This window comes from Curtobacterium sp. PhB172 (genome assembly GCF_003752545.1).
Classification (GTDB): Bacteria; Actinomycetota; Actinomycetes; order Actinomycetales; family Microbacteriaceae; genus Curtobacterium.
In genome coordinates, this window is the sequence record NZ_RKIF01000006.1 from 554841 (window position 1) to 578362 (window position 23522).

At 72.2% G+C, this 23522-nt stretch carries 22 protein-coding genes; 4 read left to right on the forward strand and 18 right to left on the reverse strand.

From position 1 onward, the window contains the following. Positions 1-10 precede the first annotated feature (10 nt). The 5 genes from EDF42_RS06910 to EDF42_RS06930 form a co-directional block, all read right to left on the reverse strand. Positions 11-859: a formylglycine-generating enzyme family protein gene (locus EDF42_RS06910; protein ID WP_123339873.1), complete on the reverse strand. Its 849-nt coding sequence runs from the start codon at positions 857-859 to the stop codon at positions 11-13. A 50-nt stretch (positions 860-909) separates the two neighbouring features. Next, positions 910-2451: an arylsulfatase gene (locus EDF42_RS06915; protein ID WP_123671824.1), complete on the reverse strand. Its 1542-nt coding sequence runs from the start codon at positions 2449-2451 to the stop codon at positions 910-912. A gap of 103 nt (positions 2452-2554) precedes the next feature. Beyond that, positions 2555-2860, reverse strand: a complete 306-nt coding sequence (locus EDF42_RS06920) for a hypothetical protein (RefSeq protein ID WP_123292747.1) — start codon at positions 2858-2860, stop codon at positions 2555-2557. Beyond that, positions 2857-3363: a DUF1269 domain-containing protein gene (locus tag EDF42_RS06925; RefSeq protein WP_123339568.1), complete on the reverse strand. Its 507-nt coding sequence runs from the start codon at positions 3361-3363 to the stop codon at positions 2857-2859. Before EDF42_RS06925 ends, EDF42_RS06920 begins: the two co-directional genes overlap by 4 nt. After that, a complete protein-coding gene (locus tag EDF42_RS06930) occupies positions 3360-3779 on the reverse strand; it encodes an SHOCT domain-containing protein (RefSeq protein WP_123339567.1) in 420 nt (139 codons plus the stop codon). Before EDF42_RS06930 ends, EDF42_RS06925 begins: the two co-directional genes overlap by 4 nt. Before the next feature lie 154 nt (positions 3780-3933). Here EDF42_RS06930 and EDF42_RS06935 point away from each other — a divergent pair, with 154 nt between their 5' ends. From EDF42_RS06935 to EDF42_RS06950, 4 genes are all read left to right on the forward strand, one after another. Continuing rightward, positions 3934-4848, forward strand: coding sequence for an HAD family phosphatase (locus tag EDF42_RS06935; RefSeq protein WP_123292867.1), 915 nt, complete (start codon positions 3934-3936; stop codon positions 4846-4848). Continuing rightward, on the forward strand, positions 4845-10859 hold the full coding sequence (locus tag EDF42_RS06940) for a DUF5979 domain-containing protein (protein ID WP_123671825.1): 6015 nt from the start codon (positions 4845-4847) through the stop codon (positions 10857-10859). Before EDF42_RS06935 ends, EDF42_RS06940 begins: the two co-directional genes overlap by 4 nt. 74 nt (positions 10860-10933) lie before the next feature. Then, on the forward strand, positions 10934-11932 hold the full coding sequence (locus EDF42_RS06945; protein ID WP_260235197.1) for an alpha/beta hydrolase: 999 nt from the start codon (positions 10934-10936) through the stop codon (positions 11930-11932). Between the two features lie 18 nt (positions 11933-11950). Then, positions 11951-12574, forward strand: a complete 624-nt coding sequence (locus EDF42_RS06950; protein ID WP_123339871.1) for a hypothetical protein — start codon at positions 11951-11953, stop codon at positions 12572-12574. Between the two features lie 86 nt (positions 12575-12660). On the opposite strand, the gene EDF42_RS06955 is transcribed toward EDF42_RS06950, so the two are convergent. The 13 genes from EDF42_RS06955 to EDF42_RS07015 form a co-directional block, all read right to left on the reverse strand. Next, a complete protein-coding gene (locus tag EDF42_RS06955) occupies positions 12661-13203 on the reverse strand; it encodes a DoxX family protein (protein WP_123671826.1) in 543 nt (180 codons plus the stop codon). Between the two features lie 160 nt (positions 13204-13363). Further along, on the reverse strand, positions 13364-14539 hold the full coding sequence (locus EDF42_RS06960; protein ID WP_123292728.1) for a flagellar hook protein FlgE: 1176 nt from the start codon (positions 14537-14539) through the stop codon (positions 13364-13366). Between the two features lie 56 nt (positions 14540-14595). Continuing rightward, entirely contained in the window at positions 14596-15039 is a 444-nt protein-coding gene (locus EDF42_RS06965; RefSeq protein WP_123671827.1) for a flagellar hook assembly protein FlgD, read from the reverse strand. Between the two features lie 25 nt (positions 15040-15064). Beyond that, positions 15065-16537, reverse strand: a complete 1473-nt coding sequence (locus EDF42_RS06970) for a flagellar hook-length control protein FliK (protein ID WP_123671828.1) — start codon at positions 16535-16537, stop codon at positions 15065-15067. After that, positions 16534-17259 (reverse strand): C40 family peptidase, encoded by a 726-nt coding sequence (locus EDF42_RS06975; protein ID WP_123671829.1) that lies wholly within the window; start codon positions 17257-17259, stop codon positions 16534-16536. The genes EDF42_RS06970 and EDF42_RS06975 overlap by 4 nt, the downstream gene beginning before the upstream one ends. After that, the gene (locus EDF42_RS06980) at positions 17256-17687 is read right to left on the reverse strand and encodes a flagellar FliJ family protein (RefSeq protein ID WP_123292724.1); all 432 of its coding nucleotides are present in this window, start codon (positions 17685-17687) and stop codon (positions 17256-17258) included. Before EDF42_RS06980 ends, EDF42_RS06975 begins: the two co-directional genes overlap by 4 nt. After that, positions 17687-19030 carry a FliI/YscN family ATPase gene (locus tag EDF42_RS06985; protein WP_123671830.1) on the reverse strand — a complete coding sequence of 448 codons (1344 nt, stop codon included), beginning with the start codon at positions 19028-19030 and terminating at the stop codon, positions 17687-17689. Before EDF42_RS06985 ends, EDF42_RS06980 begins: the two co-directional genes overlap by 1 nt. Further along, positions 19027-19689, reverse strand: a complete 663-nt coding sequence (locus EDF42_RS06990; protein ID WP_123671831.1) for a hypothetical protein — start codon at positions 19687-19689, stop codon at positions 19027-19029. Before EDF42_RS06990 ends, EDF42_RS06985 begins: the two co-directional genes overlap by 4 nt. Next, the gene (gene fliG / locus EDF42_RS06995) at positions 19682-20758 is read right to left on the reverse strand and encodes a flagellar motor switch protein FliG (protein WP_260212467.1); all 1077 of its coding nucleotides are present in this window, start codon (positions 20756-20758) and stop codon (positions 19682-19684) included. The genes EDF42_RS06990 and fliG overlap by 8 nt, the downstream gene beginning before the upstream one ends. After that, positions 20755-22428, reverse strand: a complete 1674-nt coding sequence (gene fliF, locus EDF42_RS07000; protein ID WP_123671832.1) for a flagellar basal-body MS-ring/collar protein FliF — start codon at positions 22426-22428, stop codon at positions 20755-20757. Before fliF ends, fliG begins: the two co-directional genes overlap by 4 nt. Continuing rightward, positions 22428-22763 carry a flagellar hook-basal body complex protein FliE gene (gene fliE, locus EDF42_RS07005; RefSeq protein ID WP_123671833.1) on the reverse strand — a complete coding sequence of 112 codons (336 nt, stop codon included), beginning with the start codon at positions 22761-22763 and terminating at the stop codon, positions 22428-22430. Before fliE ends, fliF begins: the two co-directional genes overlap by 1 nt. Continuing rightward, positions 22763-23158 (reverse strand): flagellar basal body rod protein FlgC, encoded by a 396-nt coding sequence (locus EDF42_RS07010; protein ID WP_235035933.1) that lies wholly within the window; start codon positions 23156-23158, stop codon positions 22763-22765. Before EDF42_RS07010 ends, fliE begins: the two co-directional genes overlap by 1 nt. Then, a complete protein-coding gene (locus EDF42_RS07015; protein ID WP_123671834.1) occupies positions 23155-23499 on the reverse strand; it encodes a flagellar basal body protein in 345 nt (114 codons plus the stop codon). The genes EDF42_RS07010 and EDF42_RS07015 overlap by 4 nt, the downstream gene beginning before the upstream one ends. Positions 23500-23522: the final 23 nt, after the last annotated feature.

Genomic DNA, 23522 nt, shown 5'->3' on the forward strand with positions numbered 1-23522 from the left:
TCGGGGGCGGTCAGCCCGCGATGCGGAAGCCGATGTGGCTCATCCCGGTGTCCGACTCCTGGCCGCGCCGAGCCGCCGGGCGGTACCGGCGGCAGTAGCTGTCGGCGCACAGGAACGATCCGCCCTTCACGACCCGGCGCTCGACGGTCACGGCCTCGGACGCCGGCGCACAGCAGTCGTGCTCAGCGGCGGGGTCCACGTACCGGTCGCTGGTCCACTCCCAGACGTTGCCCGCCGTGTCGTGCAGACCGTAGCCGTTGGGTGGGAACGACCCGACCGGCGACGTCCGTCCGTACCCGCGTTCCGCGCGCCAGGGGAAGTCGCCGTGCCAGTAGTTCGCGCGACGTTCCCCGGGGCGCTCCGGCTCGTCCCCCCAGGTGAACTCCGCGTCCTCGAGGCCACCGCGCGCCGCGAACTCCCACTCGGCTTCGGTGGGCAGCCGCCCGCCCGCCCACACCGCGTAAGCGGACGCGTCCTCGTACGCCACGTGCACGACCGGGTGGTCGGCGCGGTCGGCGATGGTCGAGCCGGGACCGGAGGGACGACGCCAGTTCGCGCCGGGCGTCCACGCCCACCACTGGCTCAGGTGTCGGAGGTCCACCGGCCCGCTCGCCCCGGTGAACACCATCGAGCCGGCGTGCAGGTTCTCGGCCGGGGCACCGGGGAACTGCGCCGGGTCGAGGGGCCGCTCCGCCACCGTGCGGTACCCGGTGGCGCGGACGAACGCCGCGAACTCCCGGTTCGTCACGGCCTGCGAGGCGATCTCGAACGCGGCGACGGTGACGCTGCGTGCCGGGGACTCCTCCGGGTAGTGCTGGTCGGAGCCCATCGTGAACGCGCCGCCGGCGATCCGCACCATCGAGGAGCGGATCGCCGTGGCGGTGGTCGGGCCGGTGGTGGTCGGCACCGTCAGTCGCCGCCGGCCAGGAACGACTGCAGCTTGTCGACCGCCTGGTCGATGCTGAACGTCGCCGCGCGCTGTCGTGGCGGGAACTCCTCGAAGGTGTCCAGGAACTGGGTGACCAGCGTCGTGGCGGCGAGCAGCAGGTAGTCGTTCTCGAACAACCAGTCGAAGTACGTGTTCGACGTCTGGTCCGCTCGTTCGAACGGGTCGGTCCGCAGGTTGTAGAGCTTCGGGACCCGCAGCACGACGAACGGATCGAACCAGACCTGCAGGGTGCCGGTGACGCGCTGCTCCATGAACACCGCCTTCCAGTTGTCGAACCGGAGCGCGAGGACGTCGCCGTCGTCCGAGAAGTACACCAGGCCCGGTCGCGGACCCTGCTCGACCTCCCCGGTCAGGTACGGCAGGAAGTCGTAGCCGTCGATGTGCACCTTGTAGGTCCGGTCGCCGATCGTCTTCCCGACCTTGAGCTCCTCGACCGTGGTCGTGTCCCCCACCGCCGCCAGGAACGTCGGGAGCCAGTCGTGGTGCTGGATGATCGCGTTCGAGATCGACCCCGCCTCGATGTGGCCGGGCCAGCGGATCATCTGCGGGACCCGGAACGCGCCCTCCCAGTTCGTGTTCTTCTCACTGCGGAACGGGGTCATCCCGCCGTCCGGCCACGTGTTCATGTGCGGGCCGTTGTCCGTGGAGTAGATCACGATCGTGTCGTCCGCGATCCCGAGCTCGTCGAGCTGGTCGAGGAGCGAGCCGACCACCAGGTCGTGGTCGATCATCGTGTCGTGGTACGGCGACTGCCACCGGCCGGCCTGCCCCCGGCTCTCCGGCTTCGGGTGCGTCCGGAAGTGCATGTGGGTGGTGTTCATCCAGACGAAGAACGGGGTCTCGGACTCCGCCTGACGCCCGATGAAGTCCATCGCGGCGTCCGCGAACTCCTCGTCGATGGTCTCCATGCGCTTCTTGGTCAGCGGGCCGGTGTCCTCGACACGCTGCTTGCCACGTCGTCCGTAGCGACCGTCCTCGGTGTCGTCGTCCTCGTCGTTCGACCACGAGTGGATCACGCCGCGCGGCCGGGCCCGCTCGTTGAAGGCCGGGAACTCCTCGATGGACGGCCAGTTCGCCGACTCGGGCTCCTCCTCCGCGTTCAGGTGGTACAGGTTGCCGTAGAACTCGTCGAACCCGTGCGCCGTCGGCAGGAACTCGTTCTTGTCGCCGAGGTGGTTCTTGCCGAACTGCCCGGTGGCGTACCCGTGCGGCTTCAGCACCTCGGCGATCGTCGGGTCCTCGGCGCGGAGCCCCAGGTCCGCGCCGGGCATGCCCACCTTGCTGAGCCCCGTGCGGAACACGCTCTGTCCTGTGATGAAGGACGACCGGCCGGCGGTGCAGCTCTGCTCCCCGTAGGAGTCGGTGAAGCGCATGCCCTCATCCGCGATCCGGTCGATGTTCGGTGTGCGGTAGCCCATCAGGCCATCGCTGTAGGCGCTCAGGTTCGTGATCCCGATGTCATCGCCCCAGATGACCAGGATGTTCGGCTTGTCCTTCGGCATCGCTGTCCTCCTCGTTCGTGTGGTCGTGCTCGTGCATGGATCGTGCTCGGGTGCGCTCCGGTGCGGGCCACCCCGACCGGGTGAGATCGTGGACGTCGTCTGCTCAGCCCGTCAGCAGCGCGACGGCCACCGCGACGGCGGTCGCCAGCGCACACGCGATCGGCAGGAGCCCGAGTCCCTGGGCCGCCGTGGCGGTCGACCGCACCACCAGGTGCCGACCGTCGAACCGGCGCAGCAGGAACCCCAGGACCACGACGACCACGAGGCCGACCCCCGCGATCGGGAGCGTCCACCACCAGTCGAGGGGCGCCACGAGGCCGAAGACGACGAAGAAGGCCACGGTGGACACGAGCGACGCCGCCGTCACGAGGACGAGTGTCCGAGCCGATGGACCGACTGCGCTCGTCACGGGTGCCCACCAAGGTCGTGCGCGATCGCCCGGAGGTCCTCGTCGGAGAGCGTCGTCCGGAGCACCGTGCCGCCGAGGTCCGTCATCGCGCCGACGAGCCGGTCCCCGTCGACCGACGCCACCGAGACGATGACGGCCGCCCCGCCCCGCGCCAGCTCGGCGGCGAGACGCTCCCGGAAGTCCGCGTCCACGCCGGCACGGTCCAGGCTCGCGAAGAGCGCCCCCACCGCACCGCCGACGACGAGCCCCGCGAACGGCATGAGGAACAGGAACCCGAGCACGGTGCCGAACACCGCGCTCGAGGCCGCCCGTGCACCACGCTGCGAATCACGCCCGGTGGAGTCGACGTGGGTGCGACCATGCTCGTCGACGTGCACGACGGCGATGCCGTCGAGGGCGATCTCCGCGCGGCGGTCGAGGCGCAGTGCGGCGTCGTGCGCCGCCCGGGCGCCGTCGTCGTCGTCGAAGGCGATGACGACGAGCTCGGTCGCCCGGTCGCTCACGCCGCAGCCGGTGCCGGCGCCGCGCGGGTGCTGCCGACCGCGTTCGCCTTGATCGCGTCGAACTCCGCCGCCGTGATCGTGCCGGCGTCGAGGAGTGCGCGTGCCTTCGCGATCTCGTCGGACGGGGACGTGCCCGCCACGGTGCGGATGTAGCCGTCGGCGGCGTCCTTCTGCCGCTGGGCGGACTCCGCGCTGCGGTCCGCCATCCCACGACCGCGTGCGATCAGGTAGACGAACGTCGTCAGGAACGGCACGAAGACCAGGAAGAAGACCCAGATCGCCTTGTACCACCCGCTGAGCGAACGATCCCGCACGAGGTCCGCGAGGACCGAGAAGAGCGCCATGAGCGAGGCGATGAGCGCCGAGATGAGCAGCCCGTACCAGATCACTGCCCAGAACGTGTACCAGAAGTCCATGATCGTGTTCCCTTCAGGAGTGCGTGGGCCTGCTGTCTAGCGCCGACGGCGCGCGGCCGGCACCACCCGCTTCGGGCGATCCGGCGCGACGGGCTTCCCGGTTCACCCGATCAGGATGGTGCGCACCGGCCCGCGCGGCCGGACGATCCGGGGCATGGACACACTCCCCTCCTGGCGCCCGGGGCACGCCCGCGACGCCGTCGAACGGTTCCTGGCCCGCACGACCGGCGGGGACACCCCGCTGCCGGTCGACGACCGCGTCGCCGTCTTCGACAACGACGGCACGCTCTGGAACGAGAAGCCGATGCCGACCCAGCTGCACTGGCTCGTCCAGCAGTGGGCCGCTGCAGCGTCCGCCGACCCGGAGCTCGCTCGCACGCAGCCCTACGCGGCCGCGCAGTCCGGTGACCTGTCGTGGATCGGGGGCGCCGTCGACCGGCACGCGAGCGGGGACGACTCCGATCTCCGGCTGCTGCTGGCGGCGGTGGGGCGCGTGACCGCTGGCATGAGCGTCGATGACTACCGACGGCTCGTGTCGGACTTCTACGCGCACGCCGAACACCCCGTGCTCGGCGTTCCCTACGCGGCGACGGTCTACCAGCCGATGGTCGAGCTCGTGCGGCTCCTGCACGAGCACGGGTTCACCTGCTACGTGGTGTCCGCGGGGGAACGCGACTTCATGCGTCCCATGACGGAGCAGAACTACGGCATCGCCCCGGAACACGTCATCGGCTCCGCCATGGGCCTGGAGTACGTCGACGGCGAGGTCCGCTACGTCGACGCACTCGCGTTCTTCGACGACGGCCCGGAGAAGCCCGTCCGGGTCTGGAGCCGGATCGGACGGCGGCCGGCGGTCGCGGTCGGGAACTCCGACGGCGACCGGGAGATGCTCGAGTACACCGTGCCCGGCCACGCAGGACTCCGTCTGCTCGTCCACCACGACGACGACACCGGCCGCGGCGACCAGCCGTACGACAAGGGCGCCGAGGTCGTGCTCCGTGAGGCCGACGAGCGCGACATCACCGTGGTCAGCGTCCGCGACGACTGGGCCACGGTGTTCCCGACGTGAAGCGCATCGGCCGGAACCACGTGCTGCGCTCGGCGATCGCCGCGACGACCGCGGTGCTCCTCGCGACCGGGGCGATCGTGACGACAGCGGTCCCCGCATCGGCTGCGGACCCTGCGGCGATCGAGGTGAACAAGCTGGTCGACGGCGGCAAGAGCGCCACCCTCGGCCCCGGCGACGAGTTCACCTTCACGATCCGACTCGGGTGCGATGACGCCGACTGTGTGGACGCCCGGATCGTCGACACCCTGCCGGCGGAGCTCGAGGGCTTCCCGATCGTCGACCTCAGCGCCACTCCGCCCAACCCCGCCGCGCCGGCAGACCCGGACTGGGTCGTCACCCACACCGGCTGCGGCGGCACACCGGCGACGGTCGTCACCAGCGACCCGCCGTGCGTGGGCACCCTCGAGTTCGTCCAACCGCTCGCCGACGGCTCCCAGGGCCTCGCCGCGGGCCAGGCGTACACGCTCACGGCGACCCTTCGGGTCCCCGCCGACCTCCCGCCGACGTGGCCCTACAACGGCCAGCCGATCACGAACACCGGTACCGGCACCGCGGACAACGCCGCGACCGCGTCCAGCGCCGCGACGGTCACCGTGGACATCCCGACGACCGTCGACGTCGCGACGACGAAGTCCTGGACGCCCATGAACGAGCAGTACTCCCCCGGCGCACCGTCGACCATCGAGCTCTCCGCCTCGAACGCGTCGAACGTCCCCGCCACGTCCCTCGTCGTCCAGGACCCGTCGAACGCGGCGGAGGGTGCGGCGACGCTGGACGCCACGAACCCGTTCCGGTACGTCGACGTCACCGGACCCGGCACGATCGCCCTGCCCGCAGGAGCGACCGCCGTGCAGGTCGACGCGTACGTGCTCGACCCCGGGACCGGCACCTACCGCTGGGTCACCGGGACTCCTTCGCCGCCGGGATCCGCGACGTTCCCGGCCGGCGTCGACGACGCCGACGTCGCCGGGGTCCGGTACACCTTCACCGGCCCGGACGGGGCCGTCCTCACGCCCGGCGATCCGGCTGCCTCGATCCAACTCGACGTCGGACAGCGCAGCACCGAGCGGGACTCCGACGTCGAGCTCGGCGAGGGATGGTCCGCCACGAACACCGCCGCCGCCACCGTCTCGGTCCCCGGGCAGGACCCCGCGACGAGCACGGCCTCCGCCGAACACACCGTCTCACCGACGAACCTCGAAGCAGCGGTCACCAAGTCGATCGACCCGGCGCGGGTCCCCGCGGGCACGAACGCGGTCGGCAGCGTGACCGCCACGAACACGTCGGACGGACCGGTCGAGGAACTCCGCGTCAGCGACCTCGACTACTTCACCGCCGACGTCGGCTTCGCCGGGTTCAGCAGTCCGCTCGCGTACCCCGCGACCGCCACCGGCGCCGACGTCGTCTGGCACTTCAGCGACGGGACGACCCGCACCGATCCGTTCGCCGACGGCGACACCCCGGCGGCCGCGGCCCCGGACGGCACCTTCGTGACCGGGTTCGAGATCGTGTACGACGGCCCGATCGATGCCGACGCGACGACGACGACGCGCTTCGGCATCGACACCGCGCTCGATGCTGCCGACGACGCACCACTCCGGACCACCAACCGTGCGACGGCCTCCGTACGCAACGGGGGTACGACCGCCGACGACGGCGCGTCCGCGCCGCTCGACGTGTTCCGCCCGGACATCGAGATCGCGCTCTCCAAGACCCTCAGCCCGCAGGAGCCGATCGCACCGGGCGGGACGGTCGTGGCCCAGCTCCCGGCCACGACCAGCACGGACTCCGCGTTCGTGACCCCGACGACGATCACCATCGAGGACGTCGCGCCGACGCCCCACGACGACGGATCGTTCTGGAACGCGTTCGACCCGGTCGCGATCGCGCCCACGCAGGTGCCCGCGGGCACCACGCTGACCATCGACTACACGTCCGACGACGGCGCCACCTGGCAGCCGCTCCCGATCGACGGCCTCCCCGCCACCGGCCCGACGAACTTCTCCGGCACCGTCCCCGCCGACCTCCGAAGCGCGATCACCGGACTCCGGTTCGTGTTCACGAACCCGGACGGCTTCCCGCAGGGCACCACCGTGCAACCCAACGTCGTCTCGCAGGCCCGTGCGGACCAGCGGTACGGCGGTGGATCGACGAGCACCCCCGACGCCGGTCCGTCGACCTACACCAACACGGCGACCGCACAGGGCGAGGGTGCCGTCGACGGCGGCACCACCATCGAGAGCGACGTCGTCGAGGCCGACGCCGACGCCGACATCGAGTCGACGACCGGGACGGGGAGCACGATCGCCGGGAAGCGGTGGACCGACACCGACTTCGCCACCGACCGGACCACCGTGGACAGCCAGTCCGGCGAGCAGGTCGGGTCCGTCCTCGAGTGGGGCTCGCGGACGACCGGGACGTCCCAGATCGTCGTCACCGATCCAGCAGGCAACGCGGGGAACCCGGCCGCCACCGTCTTCCAGGCGTTCGACCTCCGGTCGATCGACCCGATCGCGGTGAGCACCGACCCGCTCTGGCGGTGGGACACCGTCACCTCCGTCGAGCTCTTCAGCGACGGGACGTGGTCCACCGTCCCGGCGCCGACCTCCGGCTGGGTCGACCAGACCGGCTTCGTCGGGTACGCGCTGACGAGCGAGCAGACCGCTGCGACGACGGGCGTCCGGATCACCGTGGCGCCCGACGACGACGCCCGCGCGGCGAGCACCGACCCGACCCGACCCGTTCCGGGGTCGGGGATCGCCACGAGCACGACGCCGCGACCGTTCCACCTCACCTGGGAGCTCCGGAACTCCCTCCGAGCACCGGGCACCGCCGACGTCGAGTGGGTGAACGGCACCACCGACTACAACCTCAGCACCGCCGGGTCCGTCCGCAACGCGGTCGACGTCACGGCCACGACCGACGACGGAGACCAGAGCTCCACTGCGGTCGACGACCTCGTCATCCTCGACCGGCCGCCCCTCGTCGGGCTCGCGAAGACCTCCGAGCACGACAGCCTCGCCGTCCCGGCACGCGGTGACGTCGACCCCGACGAGTACCCCACGAACGACTTCACCGTCACCGCCACGAACGGCTCCGCCTCGCGCGCGTCGTACGTCCGCGTGACCGACCCGATGCCGTGCACACCGGCGACCCTCTCCGACTGCACGAGCGACCCCGACGCGTGGTCGGCGGACCCCTTCGACGGAGCCGACTCCACGACCGGCAACCCGTTCGAACGGTTCACCCTCACCGGACTCGACTTCAGCGTCGACGACGACGAGGTCGACGCGGACGCATCGACGGTGACGTTGCTGCACCGGAGTGACACCGGGACGACCTCCAGCAGCACGACCTCGATCACCGGCGCCCGGGCCCAGACCGCGGCACAGCTCGCGGACGTCGTCGGCGTCAGCGTCGTCTACCAGGGCACGGACCCCACCCGCACCGGCGGGACCATCTCCACCGGCCGACCGCTGACCATGACGATGCACACGCAGTTGCGGGCGACGCTCCGGAGCCTGCCGTCCGTCCCCGTGACCGCGACGACCACCGTCACGAACCGGGCGTTCGCGCAGTCGTACGACCCCGTCCTGGCGCCGTCCGGTCAGACCAGCACCCCGACGGACACGGCCTCCGCGGCCGTCGCGCTGGTCCGCGGCGTCCTCGACGTCACCGCGGAGAAGACCTTCACACCGGACACCCTGCTCGAGGCCGACCGCAGCGACACGATCGACGTGCGCCTCGACGGTGCGCAGGGCGACGACGCGACGGTCTCGCCGGACACGGTGACCATCGAGGACACCGACCAGGACTTCTGGAACGACGTCCGGCTCGCAGCGTTCTCCGCGGACGACGTGACGTTCCCGGCCGGGGCCGACCGGGTGCGCGTCGACGTCCAGCTCGACGGCCAGCCTGCGTGGGAGCTCGGGGCGGCATCCGACTCGGCGACGTTGCCGACGTCTGACACGGCCGCGATCACGGGCATCCGCTTCGTCTTCGACCGAGCGGACGGCGACGTCCTCTCCCACGCCGACCCGCCGGCAGCCTGGACCGCCGCCGCGGTGCTCCACGTCGTCGTGCTCCCGGTCGGCCGGGACGGTGCACCCGTCCGCTTCCCCGGCACCCTCGACGACTCGGCGACCGTCACCGCCCACCGCAGCGACGACACGCTCTTCCCCGACGCCACCGCCGCCGCGGACGACACCCTCACGCTCGACCCGGGCACCCGCCAGCTCGACGTCGCCAAGGCGCCCGCGAACGACCAGCACACCGTGCCGGTCGGGACCCCGGTCCCGTGGACCGTCACGATGCGCAACACCGGGACCGGCATCGTCACGCTGACGTCCGTGCGCGACGAGCTCCCCGAGGGCCTCACGTGGGACGGGACGGACCCGACGTTCCGCACCTCGCCCGACGGGACACTGTCCGCCGACGTCACGACGGTCCAGGACGGCCGGACGATCACGTTCACCTGGCCCACCGACGACGACCGGATGGCCCCGGACGAGACGTTCACAATCACGATCCCCCTGACGCTGGAACCCGGTCTGCACGAGGACGAGCGCGCCACGAACTCGGCCGTCGCCGTCACCGGCTCGGCGCTCGACCGCTGCACGAACGACTCCGGCAACGGGCAGGGCACCATCTCGGGACTCCCTGCCGAGGAGTGCGGCACGACCAACTACGTGCAGCCCACGCCCGGGCCGGCGCTGCAGACGAGCAAGGCGGTGCGTGGCGACGTCGTCGACCCGCTCGTCTCGGGTGCGTCCGACCCGTCGGACCCAGGCACGTCCTGCACCCCGGACGACGACGGCTTCACCCTCCCGCCCTGCGTCGCCGCCACGCGTGTCGGCGGGACCGACGAGTGGCGCGTCCGGACGACGAACACCGGCACCGTCGACCAGGACCGGGTCACCTTCGTCGACCCGCTCCCGCAGCCCGGCGACCGGCTCCTCGCGACCGGGGCTCCGCGTGGGAGCAGCTACCGGCCGGTGTTCGACGACTCGTTCGGCGTGGAGGTCGACGCACCGCTCGGTGCGACGACGACCTGGCAGGTCACGACCGACCGCACCGTGTGCTCGACCACCGACTCGACGACCTGGACGGACGACTCGCTCTGCTCGACGAACACGTGGACGGCGAGCGATGCGTTCACCGGCGACTGGGACGACGTGACGGGCCTGCGCGTCTCGGTCGACCTCGTGTCCGTCGGCGGGCTCGACCCGGGCGAGGCCGTCACGGCCCGGTACCGCACCGTCGACGGGCCGGTGACCGCCGCGCACCCGGACGGTGTCCCCACGACGGTCCCGCTCCGCGACGAGACGGCCTTCAACCAGGTCGGGACCACCGCCACACTGAGCGACGGCGGACTCCCGATCGCCCAGGCGCCGGTGAAGGTCGGCGTCGCACCGTCCGTCGGGTCGATGCTCATCCGGAAGCAGGTGACGGGCACCGGCGCCGGCCGAGCCCCTGATCGGTTCGACGCCGACGTCCGGTGCGAGGTGGCCGGTGTCGCGCTCGACCTCGGTGGTGCCGCCGTGGTGGCCCTCACGTCCGAGAACGCCCTCGAGGCGCGCATCGACGGCATCCCGGTCGGTGCCACCTGCGACGTCGCGGAACGCGGTGCAGTGGGCGCGTACGGCGAGGACGCCCGGACCGTCACCCCGGGCACGGTCCGCGTGCTGGTCGCGTCGACGGCCGACCAGAGCGTGCCGACCCTGCAGGTCGTGACGATCACCAACGACTACGACTTCGCCCCCATCCCGCCGACGCCGACGCCGACCCCGACACCCACACCGGCACCGGGTCCTCCGTCGGTGACACCGGGTGGGGACGGCAGCGGGTCGGGTCCGATCGGCCCCGCTCCGGACTCCCTGGCGTCCACGGGCTACGACGGTCGTCAGGCGGTCGTGGCGCTCGCCATCGCCGCGCTCCTGCTCACCGGTGGCATCGCGATCCGCCGTTCCACCCGCCGTCGGCGTCGAGACGGGACCAGGTGGTCCGGGTGACGGCGCGCCCGGGTGCAGGGCCGACGAGACGAGCCCGTCGCGGCGACGATCCGTCGAGCAGGTGGGCCCCGGACGTGCTCGGTCCCGACTTCGAGGCCCGCTCCCTGCCCCTCGAGGACGACGACGAAGGACCGGTGACCGCGACCCTCGTGCGGCGGACCCGGACCCACCGGCTCCCGCGACGGTGGCGGACCGCGATCCCGTGGCGGTCGGACCACCTCCCGCTGGGCGGCGCCGACGTGCTCTACGTCCACGGGTGGTCCGACTACTTCTTCCAACGCGAGATGGCCGAGCACCTCGAGGCGCTCGGCGCGCGCTTCTTCGCCCTGGACCTCCGGAAGTACGGCCGGAGTCTGCTGCCGCACCAGACCCCCGGGTACGTCGACGACCTCGCCGTCTACGACGAGGACATCGCTGCGGCACTCGACACCATCGGGCACGGCGACTCCGAGCACGGACGTCGACGACTCATCCTGTTCGGCCACTCGACCGGCGGGCTGACGCTGGCGCTCTGGAACAGCCGCCACCGGGGTGTGGCCGCCGGGCTGGTGCTCAACAGTCCGTGGCTGGAGTTCCAGGCGACCGGCTTCGCCCGCGAACTGATCGCACCGCTCATGAAGCTCGGCGCGCGGCGCAACCCCCTCGCACCGCTCCCGACCGTCGACCCCGGCTTCTACACCCGCACCGTGTCGAGCGGGTCCGACGGCAGCTGGACCTACAACCAGGCCTGGCGTCCGGAGCGCGGCTTCCCGCTCCACCCGGGGTGGCTCGCGGCGGTGTTCGCCGGTCAGGACCAGGTCGCCCACGGGCTCGGGACCGAGACGCCGACGCTCGTGCTGCTCAGCACGCACAGCCTGCTGTCCCCGAAGTGGTCGGAGGAGATGACCCACGTCGACGTCGCACTGAACGTCGACGCCGTCGCGCACCGCGCACTCTCGCTGGGCGACGACGTCAGCGTCGCCCGGATCCACGGTGCCCTGCACGACGTGATGCTCTCGGAACCCCGGGTCCGCGAGACCGCCTACACCGCCATCCGACGGTGGGCACGCACGCTCCCCTTGCCGGGCGCCTGACCGACCAGGACGATGACGATGACCGAGAAGCCCGAGCGCCCCCACTGGACGCGCCGACGCGAGGTGGCGACCGTGGTCCTCCTCTCGATCACCGCGGTGGTGACCGCCTGGTGCGGCTTCCAGGCGTCGAAGTGGGGCGGCGAGATGTCCATCTCGTTCAGCCAGGCGTCGAGCGCCCGGATCCAGGCCGCCGACGCCGCGTCCGGCGCGCGCGACGCACGACAGTGGGACGTCACCATCTGGGTGCAGTGGGTGCTCGCCGATTCACGGGACGACGCCACGCTCCGCAGCTACGTGCAGGAGCGGTTCTCCCCGGAGCTCCGCACCGCGTTCGAGGAGTGGGATGGTACCGGACGGACCGCGGACGGGCCGTTCGCGACGGACGCGTACGTGCCGGCCGGATCGGACCGCGCGGCGACGCTCTCGGCGAAGGCCGACCGGCAGTTCGACCGTGCCCTCGCCGACAACCAGCAGTCCGACGACTACTCGCTCCTGACGGTGCTGTTCGCCCTCGTCCTGTTCTTCGCGGCCGTGTCGGACCGAGGCAGCCGCGAGTGGGCTCGCATCGCGTTGTTCGTCGCCGCGGTCATCGGCCTCGTCGGCGGGGCGTGCCTGCTCGCCACGTTCCCCGTCCTGGTCTGAGACGGGCGCGAGCGCGGCAGGTGCGCCGACCACGGACAGGACGGGAGGCCCGGTGCCAGCTGGCACCGGGCCTCCCGTCCGGTGGTCTACGCGTCTTCGGGCGCCGCCGCGTCGGACGCGAGCGCCTTCCGACGCTGCGCGACCTGGACCGCGATCGCGACCGGGATCGCGGCGAGGGCGACCGCCCGCAGCCACGGGCGGTCGAACACGTGCCGGGTGGCGTGGTCGAGCGACACCGGACCGGGGCCGCCGAGCGCGAACATCGCCGCCGAGAGGCCGAGGAACGCCGGGAACTCGAAGCCGCCGTCCGCGTTGAAGAAACCGTTCGGGGTGTGCACGCTCGACGCGACACCCATCGTCGTCGCGGCGCCCGCACCGGCGATCGGGGTGGCGAGCCCGAGTGCCAGGGCGGCACCGGAGCCGGCCTCGCCGATGCCGGCCAGCACGGCGTTCCGCTTGGCGGGGCGGAACCCCATCGCGTGCATGCCCTGCGCGGTGCCCTCGATGCCGCCGCCGCCGAACGCCCCGAAGAGCTTCTGGGAGCCGTGCGAGACGAGCACGGCTCCGAGGGCGATGCGGAGCAGGGTCTTGGCGGTGACCGAAGCGGTGCCGGTGGTGTGCGAGCTCATGCGCGCGACGGTACGCCGCGACCGTGCGCCGCGACCGGCGATCGTGAGCAGAAATGGTCGGGTCGCCCGGAGGCACCCGACCATTTCTGCTCACGAAGCGCACGACGCGAAGCGCGACGCGAAGCGCGCAGCGCACGGCGCCGCGACGCGCGCAGCGCGCCTACCGCTTCAGGTTCGTCAGCTCCTGCAGCACCTCGTCCGAGGTCGTGATGATGCGCGCGTTCGCCTGGAACCCGCGCTGCGCCACGATCAGGTTCGTGAACTCCTGCGACAGGTCGACGTTCGACATCTCGAGGGTACCCGCCGCGAGCGACCCGACGCCGGCCGAGCCGGGACCACCGACGGTCGCGGTGCCCGAGTTGCCGGTGGCACGGTAGCCCGAGGCGCCCGTCTTCTCGAGGCCCGCCGGGTTGGCGAACGTCGCGAGGGCGATGCGGCCGAGGGCGAGCGACGCACCGTTCGAGAACGTGCCGGTGACGGTGCCGTCCTTCGAGATGGCGTAGCCCTGCAGGGCGCCGGCCTCGCGGCCGTTCTGCGAGCCGATCGACGCGGTGTTGAGCGAGGCGAAGCCCGTGAGCTCCCCCATGTCGACGGCGATGCCGCCGACCGTCAGGGCGCCACCGGAGGTCAGCTTGCCGTCGGTGCCGAACGTGAGGGACCCGTTCGTGGTGGTCCCCTGACCGTTGCGTGCGGTGACGTCCCAGCCGGTGCCGGTGCGCGTGTAGGCGAGGGACATCGTGTGCTTGGCGCCCGAGGCGTCGTAGACGGTGGCCTCGCGGGTGATGGTGTCGCCGACGGCGGTCTCGGACGGCAGGTTGCCGGCGACCGAGGCGGAGGTGGTGCGGACGGCCGGTGCCGCGGCGTCGAGCGGGAGCGTGATGTCAGCGAGGCCACCGTTGTCGTTGACGACGCCGTTCGTGGCCGGGTAGCCCTGCACGATCTTGCCGTCGGCGGTGACCAGGCGGCCGTCCGCGTCGAAGTCGAACGCACCGGCGCGGGTGTAGACGGTGTCGTTGCCGAGGCGGGTGACGAAGAAGCCGTCGCCGGAGATCATCAGGTCGGTGGCCTTGCCGGTGGCCTGGGCCGAGCCCTGCGCGAAGTTGGTGGAGACGCCGGCGACCTGGACGCCGAGGCCGATCTGCGCCGGGTTGGTGCCGCCGACACCGGTCTGCGGTCCGCCGGCACCCTGGGTCATCTGCGACAGGGTGTCCTGGAAGACCGTCGACGAGGCCTTGAAGCCGACGGTGTTGACGTTGGCGATGTTGTTGCCGGTGACGTCGAGCATCTGCTGGTGCGAGCGGAGGCCGGAGATCCCGGAGTAGAGCGAGCGGAGCATGGTGCGTCCTTTCGGAGAGGCAGGAAGAGCAGGAAGGAGAAGGGGAAGGAGAACGGTCAGGAAGCCGGAGCGGTGGTGGTGATGCCGGAGATCACGTCGAGAGCGACCTCCTTCCCGTTCACGGTGACCGTGGGCACGCTGTTCGCGTAGGACACGGCCGAGGCGGTCCCGGTGACGGCGGTACCGGTCGCAGCGTCGGTGTAGCTGACCTGCTTGCCGACGAGGTTCGCGGCGGCGATGCGCATCTGGAGCGAGAAGTTCTCGTTCCCCGTCGTGGTCTGGTTGGTGATCTGCTCCATCATCGCGAGCTGCGTCTGCTGGCTGATCATCTGGTTGGTGTCCATCGGCGACGACGGGTCCTGGTTCTGAAGCTGCGTGACGAGCAGCTTCATGAACACCTCGGAGTCCATCGTCTGGGACTTCTTCGCGGTCGAGTTCGCGGCGAGGGCCGCGGCCTGGGCAGCCTGGTCCACGCTGCCGGTGATGGCGTCGATGGGCATGGTCTGGTTCCTGTTCGTGAGCCGGTCAGGCGAGGACGTCGAGTCCCGCGGTGCGGATGGTGGAGGTGGACGTGGCGGCTGCGGAGGCTGGCTGCGCGGCGGAGGTGCGCCGTGCCTCCAGGCCGGTGTCGGCACGCAGGCGGCCGTCGGCCGGTCGCTGGTCGCGACCCGCCGACGTGCCCGGGTGGTTCTGCGACGACAGGTCGAGCGTGGTGCTCAGCCCGGTGCCGGCGGCGTCGCGCCGCAGGTCGGGCAGCACCTGGCGGACCGCGTCGCGTCCCGCTTCGGACGCCGCGAACAGCTCGACGTGCATGCCGTGCGCCGTCACGTGCGCGCGGACCGTGACCGGTCCGAGGCTGTCGGGCACGACCTGCACCGTGACGATGTGCTCCCCGGGGCCGGCCTGCGCGAGCGAGAACACCGGTCGCGCGAGCTGCTGCCCGAGGGGCGCGGGCGTGGCGGTCTGGGACGTGACCGGCGCGGCGGCTGCGACGGGGGCGGGCGCGGCGGTCGGCGTGGTGGGCAGGACGAAGGGCGTCTCGCCGCCGCGCGTGGCGGTGACTGCCGGGAGGCCCGGATCACCCGCCGTCGATCCCTGCTGGTCCGTCCCGTGGCCGGTCTGCCCACCCCGCGCGGCGGTCGCCGCTGCCACCGTGACGACGGCCGGGGTCGCGGTCGCGGAGCCGTCGGTGGGCTGGGTGGTCGGGCCGGTCGGCTGGAGCGTCGCGGCGACCGCGGCCCCAGCGGCCGCGGCAGCGGGCGCGCTGCTCGTGCTCGTGCTCGTGCTCGTGACTCCGACGGTGCCGGTGCCGGTCGTCCCGCCGGACGGGGTGCCGGGCCTCGGGATGTCGGACGCCGGTGACGGTGCGGGGCCGTCGGCGGGGACTGCGGCGGTCGTGCCCGGTGCCGGTACGGCGGCGGATGCGACGGACGCCGTGGTGCTGGCCGACGGCGCCGTCGTGGCCGGCAGCGAGACCGCGGCCCCCGTGGCAGTGGCAGCCCCGGTGGCGGCGGAGGAGACGGCAGCAGTCGTCGTCGGCGTGGTCGTCTCCGGGGCCGGCGCCGGGGCCGCCGTCGTCGCGGTGACGACCTGCGCCGTCGGCTCGGGCGCGGTCGACGTCACCGTTGTGACCGTCTGGGCAGGGGTCGTCGTCACGATCGGAGGGACCGACGCGGGCACCGTCCCGGTGAGCGTGGGCGTGGGTGTGGGCGCCTGGGCCTCCGCGGCGGCACCGGTCGCGCCGTCAGCGGCAGCCGCCGCGTCCGTCCCGGTGGCGGTCGTGGCAGTGTTCGTCGGTGTGGTCGAACCGGTGTCGTCGGCTGCGCGGGAGTCGTCCCGGCGCGCCGGTGCACGCTCACCGGCACGACGATCCGTCGCGGCGGCCGCGGACAGGGCGGCGTCGAACGAACCGGCACCGCCGGGGTCGGACGTGGCGCGGGCGGGCGCAGCGCTGCTCGCCGGAGCGGGCGCGGGCTGGGTGGCGATGGTCAGGCTCATGCGGCGCTCCCGGACTGCATCATGGACAGCAGCGCGGCGGTCTGCAGATCGGTGACGCTGCTCGCGGCGGTCGTCGCCGGGGTGGCGGACGCCTGCGCCGGCACGATGCGGCGGATGGTGGCGATGTCGGCGTCCGAGTACCAGTTGTCGACGATGCGGACGTCCTTGCCCGGGCGCGGCGCGTGCAGCACCTTGCCGTCGCCGGCGTAGATGACGACGTGGCCCTCGCCCTTCGGGATGATCAGGTCGCCGGGCTGTGCGTCCTTCAGGGAGCCGACCTCGACGCCCATCTTCGCCTGGTCCGGCACGACCCGCGGCATGGTCACGCCGAGGTCCTTGAACACCGTCTGCACCAGCCCCGAGCAGTCCATGCCAGCGGTCGTGGTGCCGCCGAACACGTAGGGCACGCCGAGGTACTTCTTCGCGTCCGTGACGACGTCGGAGCCGGTGGCGCCGCTGCCCGTCGCGAGCGTGCCCGCGCCGGCGTCGACGGACGTGGCGGGCGCGCTGCTGGTGGTCGCCGCAGCGCCGGTAGCAGCGGTCGCGGTCCCGGTGCCGGTGTTCCCGGTCGCCGTGGCCAGGGCATCGGCGAAGGCGCTCGACGACGCGCTGGTCGACGCGGCGGACGACGACGAACTCGTCGCCGCGGCCGTGCCACCGCGCAGGGTGTCGATCTGGGAGCGGATCTCGGAGATCCGGGAGAGCACCGCTTCGACGCTCATCGGGCACCACCTTCCGTGCGGCGTCGTGCCGCGATCTCGTCGAGGGCGTTCTGTTCGGTGCGGAGTTCCTCGGCGGCCTGCTCGGCGGCGTGCTTGCCCTCGAGCTTCTCCAGGCCGACCGCGGCACGTCGTGCGGCGGTGTACTCCTCCTGTGCCCGGTCGGCGTCCGCGCGGCGGGTCCGGACCACGGCGTCGAGCTCCTCGAGCATCCCGCGGGTCGCAGCACGCGCAGCGGCGACGGCGCTCAGGGTCGCGGCGTCCTCGATCGGCTGCGCGCCCTCGGCGTCGGCGAGGCTGCGGCGCGCGGCGATCCGGGCGTCGGCGGCGTCGCGCACGCGCTCGTTCGCGGTGGCGAGCGAGGCAGCGGCGCGGTCCTGTTCGGTGTGCCGCAGGCGCAGGAGCCCCGCGAGCGGGAACCGGCGGGCCATCACGACACCCCCAGCTGCTGCACGAGACCGCCGAGTCGCTGCCAGGACGCGTCGGCGGTCGCCCGCTCGTCCATCCCCTGGCGCAGGAACGCCTCGATCGCGCCCTGGTGGTCGACGGCGGCGTCGACGAGCGGGTTCGAGCCGCGCTGGTACGCCCCGACGTCGAGCAGGTCCTGGGCGGCGGCGCGCGCGGCCATCACCTTGCGGAGGGTCGTCGCGGCGCCGCGCTGCGCCGGGCCGGTCACCTTCGAGGCCACCCGGGACACCGAGCCGAGGGCGTCCACGGACGGGAAGTGCCCGGTGATCGCGAGCTTCCGGTCGAGCACGACGTGACCGTCCAGGATGCTGCGGGCGGCGTCGGCGATCGGCTCGTTGTGGTCGTCGCCGTCGACCAGCACGGTGTACATGCCGGTGATGCTGCCGACGCGGTCCGTCCCGGCACGCTCGAGCAGCCCGGCGAGCACCGAGAACGTCGACGGCGGGTAGCCCCGGGTTGCCGGCGGCTCCCCCACCGAGAGTCCGATCTCACGCTGCGCCATCGCGACGCGGGTGAGCGAGTCCATCATGAGCACGACGTCCTGGCCGGCGTCGCGGAACGACTCCGCGATTCGGGTGGCCACGAACGCGGCGCGCAGACGCATGAGGGCGGGCTCGTCCGAGGTCGACACGACGACGATCGAGCGGGCGAGGCCCTCGGCACCGAGGTCGTCCTCGAGGAACTCGCGCACCTCGCGGCCACGCTCCCCCACGAGTGCGATCACGTTGACGGCGGCGTCGCTCCCCCGGGCGATCATCGACAGCAGCGAGGACTTGCCGACACCGGAGCCCGCGAAGAGCCCCATGCGCTGGCCACGGCCGACGGTGGTGAGGGTGTCGAGCACCCGCACACCGAGCTGCATCGGGGTGTCGATGCGGGTGCGTGCCATCGCGTTCGGGGTCGCGTGGTCGAGCGGCACCCAGTCGACGGGCTCGCCACCGGCACCGACGATCGGTCCGCGGTCGTCGATCGGTCGGCCGAGCCCGTCGAGCACACGGCCGAACAGCCCGGCACCCGTCGGCACGAGCACCGGCCGGCCGGTGGGGCGTGCGGGGGTGCCGGCGGTCACACCGGTGAGGCGTCCGAGGGGCATGCAGCGCACGCCGGTGGCGTCGGTGGCGACGACCTCGACCGTGGTCGGCTCGGAGCCGTCGCGGCCGACCGACACCAGTTCGCCGACGTGGGCGTCGAGCCCGGCGATCGTCAGCCCGAGGCCGACGGCGCTCGTGACGACGCCGACCCGCTGGGGTGCGGCCTGCCGAAGGGCGTCGTCGAGCCCGCGGGGGCGGAGCAGCGTGGCGGTCACGCGGACACCCCCTGCAGCTCGACACCCAGTGCAGTGCGGGCACGGTCGAGTGCGGTGGCGATCCGGGCGTCGAGGATGCCGTCCGGCAGGTCGACGACGGCATCGCCGTCCCGCAGCGCGGGGTCCGCGACCACGGGCACCGGCAGGTCGACGTCGGCGACGCGGGCGGCGTCCGCCGGGCTGAGCCGGACGGCCACCGGGACGCTGCGGTCGATGGACGCGAGCGCCCGCCGGACGGTGGTCTCGGCACCGGACGTGATCCGGGCCTCCCGGTCGTCATCGGTCCCGACCGCCGGACGGGAGGCACGGATCTCGTACCCGACGATCGCCTCGGCCAGGTCCGTGGCCGCGCTGGCGACCGAGGCCTCGGCGTCGCTGAGGACGGGCGCGACCGTGGACAGCATCGCGTTCGTCGCGGCGTCGAGGACGGCGATGCGGCGGACGGTGTCCGCGCGCAGCGACGCGGTCAGCGCGGCGTGCTCGGCCTGCAGGCGGGCGCGCAGGGCGTCCGTCTCGGCCTGTGCGGCGCGGAGTCCCGCGGTGTAACCGGCGGCGTGGCCGCGGACGTCTGCGCCGGACGCGCGGTCGGTCGCGGCGGCGGTGCCGATCGCGGGGAACGCGATGCGCTGCACGGTGCCGGTGGTCGTGGTGTCAGTCAACGAGCTCGTCCTCCTCGGCACGGTGCACGGTGATGACGCCCTGCGCCTCGAGCTCGCGCACGGAACGGACGACCTCGGCACGCGCCTCCTCGACCTGCGAGACGCGGACCGGGCCCATGGCCTGCAGCTCGTCGTCGAGCAGCGAGCGGTTGCGCTCGGACACGTTCGCGCGGATCGTCTCGACGACGGGTCCGGCGGCACCCTTCATGGCGGTCGCGAGGAGCTTCGAGTCGATGCCGCGCAGCACCTGCTGGATGTCGCGGGACTCGAGCTTGACGATGTCCTCGAAGGTGAGCATGCGCGAGCGGATGTCCTCGGCGAGCTCCGGGTCGCGGGCCTCGAGCCCGTCGAGCACGGCCTTCTCGGTGGCGACGTCGGAGCGGTTGATGATGTCGACCAGGGGCGCGATGCCGCCGACGACCTCGACGCTCTCGCGCGGCGACACGACGGCGCCGGCGCGCTGCCGCAGGACACCGGCGACGATCCCGACGGCCTCCGGGGTCGCGCTGCCCATCGTGGCGAACGCCTGCGCGACGTCGGTGCGGACGCGCTCGTCGACACCCGCGAGGACGGCGCTCGCCTGACCGGGCTTGAGGTGTGCGAGGACGAGGGCGATGGTCTGCGGCAGCTCGCCCTCGAGCAGGGTGATGACCTGCCCGGGCTCGGCGTCGTCGAGGAAGTCGAAGGACTGGCCGGCGAGGTTCGAGGCGAGCCGGTCCATCACGCCGGCGGCGCGCTCGGCGCCGAAGGACGCCTCGAGCAGCCCGAGCGCGGTCTCCTTGCCGCCACGCTTCTGCAGCCGGCCGCTCATCGTGATCCGGTGGAACTCCGACATCGTCTGGTCGACGACGGTGTCCTCGACGCGGCGCATCCGGACGATCTCGGCCGAGATCTCCTCGGCCTCCATCTCGGTGAACTGCTTCATCACCTCGGCCGCACGGTCGGTGTCCATCTGCATGAGGATGAGCGCGACCTTCTGGGCGCCGGTCAGCGCACGGTCGTTCGAACCCTTGCCGGTGCCCGGGCCGTTGCCGTTGCCGTTGCTGCCGCTCGGCATCAGGGCGCTCACACCGGTGCCCGGTCGTCGAGGAGCCCGCGCAGGAGCTCGGCCGTGCGCTTCGGGTCGCGTTCGGCCAGCGCGGAGATGTCCTGACGGCGGCGCTCGGCCGTGATCTCGTCGGTCGTCAGCACCTCGGTCGGCGGGTCACCGGCGGGCATCGTCGACAGCACGGCGGTGGGGGCGTCGCCGGCGCCGAGGGTCGCCCGGTCGGCGGCGCCGTCCATCGCGAGGGGCAGCTGGAAGGTCTCGCCGGCGAAGGCGTCGAGTTCGCCGACGTCGACGGCCTCGCGCTCCTGCTTCCGACTGCGACGGGCGATGACGAACATGACGGCGATGAGCGCGAGCAGGATGCCGATGACGATGCCGGCGGTGCGGATCGACGACCACAGGGCTTCCTGCTGGTCGGCCTTCTGCTGCGCCTCGAGGGCCTTCGCGGCCTGGTCGGCACCACTGGTGTCGAAGTCCATCATCGCGACCTTCACCTGGTCGCCGCGGTTCTGGTCGACGCCGGCGGCGGCCGACACCAGGTCGTTGATGCTCTGCAGGTTCGCGTTCTGCACGGCGTCGGCCTTCGAGTTCAGCGCGACCGAGATGGTCTGCCGGTCGAGGGACCCCGACGGGATCTGCGTGGTCTCGGTGGTGTGGTCGACGGCGTTGTTCTTCGTCGCCGACTCGTTGGTGTACCCGCCGTCACCGGTGCCGCTCGTGGCGGTGCCGTTCGGCACGGCGATGTTGTCCGGGCCGAGGACCCCGGTCGCGCCGCTCGACGCACCCGCGGCACCCGAGCCGTACTGCTCGGTCGTGCTCGACTCGTTGAGCGCGACCGGACCGGAGGTCGGGGACGTGTAGCTCTCCGACGTGCGGGTGCCGGACTCCTGGTTCATCGTGCCGGAGACGACGACCGTCGCGTTGCCGGCCCCGAGGGTGGTGTCGAGCAGGTCCTGGATCTTCTTGCTCGTCGCGGCGTCGTAGTCGGCGGCCTGGTCGGCCCCGCTGCCGGTCGCACCGGTTCCGACGGCGGACAGCGTCTGCCCCTTGGCGTCGACGACCGAGACGTCGGTGGTCTGCATGCCCTCGACCGAGGCGCTGGTCAGGTGCACGATCGCCTGCACCTGGTCGGTGCTCAGCTGCGTGCCGTTGTCGGTGGCGATGAACACCGACGCCGTCGGGTCCTTCTCCTCGGACACGAACACGGACTTCTCCGGGATCGCGAGCTGCACGGTCGCGGTCTGCACGCCGTCCATCGCGCCGATGGTCTTGGCGAGCTCGCCCTCCATCGCCCGCTTGTAGGTGACGTCCTGCTGGAACTCCGAGCTCGTCACGCCCATCTGGTCGAGCAGCGAGTAGCCGCCCTCGTTCGACGACGGCAGCCCGTTCGACGCGGCCTTGAGCCGCTCCGAGTACACCTGCGCCTGCGGCACCAGGATCGTCGCGCCGCCGTCGGTGAGCTGGTACGGCACACCGTCGGTCTGCAGCTGGTCGGTGATGGAGCTCGCGTCGGCGGCGGCCAGCCCGGTGAAGAGCGGCGCGTAGGACGCCTTGCCGAGCCACGACGCCAGGGCGATCCCACCGAGCACGAGCGCGGCGATCACCAGGATCGCGATGGTGCGCTGGGCGGCGGAGAAGCCCTTCACGTACGCGGACAGGCGCGCGAAGACGTTCTTGACGGCGACGGGCATCAGGCCTGCATCCTCATGATCTCGTTGAACGCGTCGACGCCCTTGTTGCGGACGGCGGAGACGAGCTCGAGCGTGACCTGCGCGCGGGTGGCGGCGATGGTCGCGTCGTGGATGTCGTCGAGGTTGCCGGTGACGGCCTTGAGCGCGAGGGTCTTCGAGTCGCTCTGCAGCGCCTGCAGCCCGTCGACGGCGTTCCCGAGGCTGGCGGCGAACCCGCTGCCGTCGGTGGTCGTCGCGCCGGCGGTGCCGGCGACGTCGCTGGAGGTGCCGGACACACTGGTCAGTGCGTTCGTCATCGCGTTGGTGGTCACACCGTTGACGGCGTCGATGGGCATCAGTTCTTCCCGATCTGCAGTGCCGCCTCGTAGGCGGTCTTGGCACGGTCGACCACGGCGGCGTTCGCCTGGTAGCCACGCTGGGCCATGATGAGGTCCGCCATCTGCGTGCCGAGGTCGATGTCCGGCATGCGGACGTAGCCCTCGTCGTTCGCGAGCGGGTTGTCCGGGTCGTAGGTCACGCGGCCGGCGGCGCTGCCGAACGCGGCGCCCTTGACGTAGGCGCCGGACACGCCGTTGCCCTCCTGGACCTCGACGTAGCGGGCCTGGAACGCGGTGTCGTCCATCGACTTCACGGTGTTCGCGTTCGCCATGTTGTCGGCGACGGCGTCGAGCCACTTCCGGTGCACGGTCATGCCGGTGCTCGCGATGCCGATCGCGTCGAAGGTCGTCACGAGTTCGTCCGCATCGCCGCACGGACGCTGGTGAGCTCGGAGTTCATCGCCTGCGTGGCGAACTGGTACCGGAGCACGGTGTCGACGTTGGAGAGCGTCTCCTCGTCGAGGTTGACGTTGTTGCCGTTCGTGTTCGTCGGCTCGAGGCTGCGGGCGACCGTCGGCGCGGTGTCCCCGCTGCCGTCGGTGATCGACTTCGCCAGGGCGTCCTCGAACTGGACCTTCTCGGCGTGGTAGTCCGGCGTGTTGATGTTCGCGATGTTGTTCGCGATCACCTTCTGGCGCATCGACAGACCGTCGAGTGCGCTCTGCAGCGCGACGCTCGTCACGGAATCGAACACGGTGGTCCCCTCGTCAGGCGTCG

Bases quoted from the DNA above. Each gene is read 5' to 3' on its own strand.
- EDF42_RS06955 (WP_123671826.1), bottom strand. From the start codon at position 13,203: ATGAGCTCGCACACCACCGGCACCGCTTCGGTCACCGCCAAGACCCTG.
- EDF42_RS06930 (WP_123339567.1), bottom strand. From the start codon at position 3,779: ATGGACTTCTGGTACACGTTCTGGGCAGTGATCTGGTACGGGCTGCTC.
- EDF42_RS06910 (WP_123339873.1), bottom strand. From the start codon at position 859: ATGGTGCGGATCGCCGGCGGCGCGTTCACGATGGGCTCCGACCAGCAC.
- EDF42_RS06915 (WP_123671824.1), bottom strand. From the start codon at position 2,451: ATGCCGAAGGACAAGCCGAACATCCTGGTCATCTGGGGCGATGACATC.
- EDF42_RS06960 (WP_123292728.1), bottom strand. From the start codon at position 14,539: ATGCTCCGCTCGCTCTACTCCGGGATCTCCGGCCTCCGCTCGCACCAG.
- fliF (WP_123671832.1), bottom strand. From the start codon at position 22,428: ATGCCCGTCGCCGTCAAGAACGTCTTCGCGCGCCTGTCCGCGTACGTG.
- EDF42_RS06965 (WP_123671827.1), bottom strand. From the start codon at position 15,039: ATGCCCATCGACGCCATCACCGGCAGCGTGGACCAGGCTGCCCAGGCC.
- EDF42_RS06935 (WP_123292867.1), top strand. From the start codon at position 3,934: ATGGACACACTCCCCTCCTGGCGCCCGGGGCACGCCCGCGACGCCGTC.
- EDF42_RS06980 (WP_123292724.1), bottom strand. From the start codon at position 17,687: ATGGCCCGCCGGTTCCCGCTCGCGGGGCTCCTGCGCCTGCGGCACACC.
- EDF42_RS06970 (WP_123671828.1), bottom strand. From the start codon at position 16,537: ATGAGCCTGACCATCGCCACCCAGCCCGCGCCCGCTCCGGCGAGCAGC.
- EDF42_RS06975 (WP_123671829.1), bottom strand. From the start codon at position 17,259: ATGAGCGTCGAAGCGGTGCTCTCCCGGATCTCCGAGATCCGCTCCCAG.
- fliE (WP_123671833.1), bottom strand. From the start codon at position 22,763: ATGCCCATCGACGCCGTCAACGGTGTGACCACCAACGCGATGACGAAC.
- EDF42_RS06950 (WP_123339871.1), top strand. From the start codon at position 11,951: ATGACCGAGAAGCCCGAGCGCCCCCACTGGACGCGCCGACGCGAGGTG.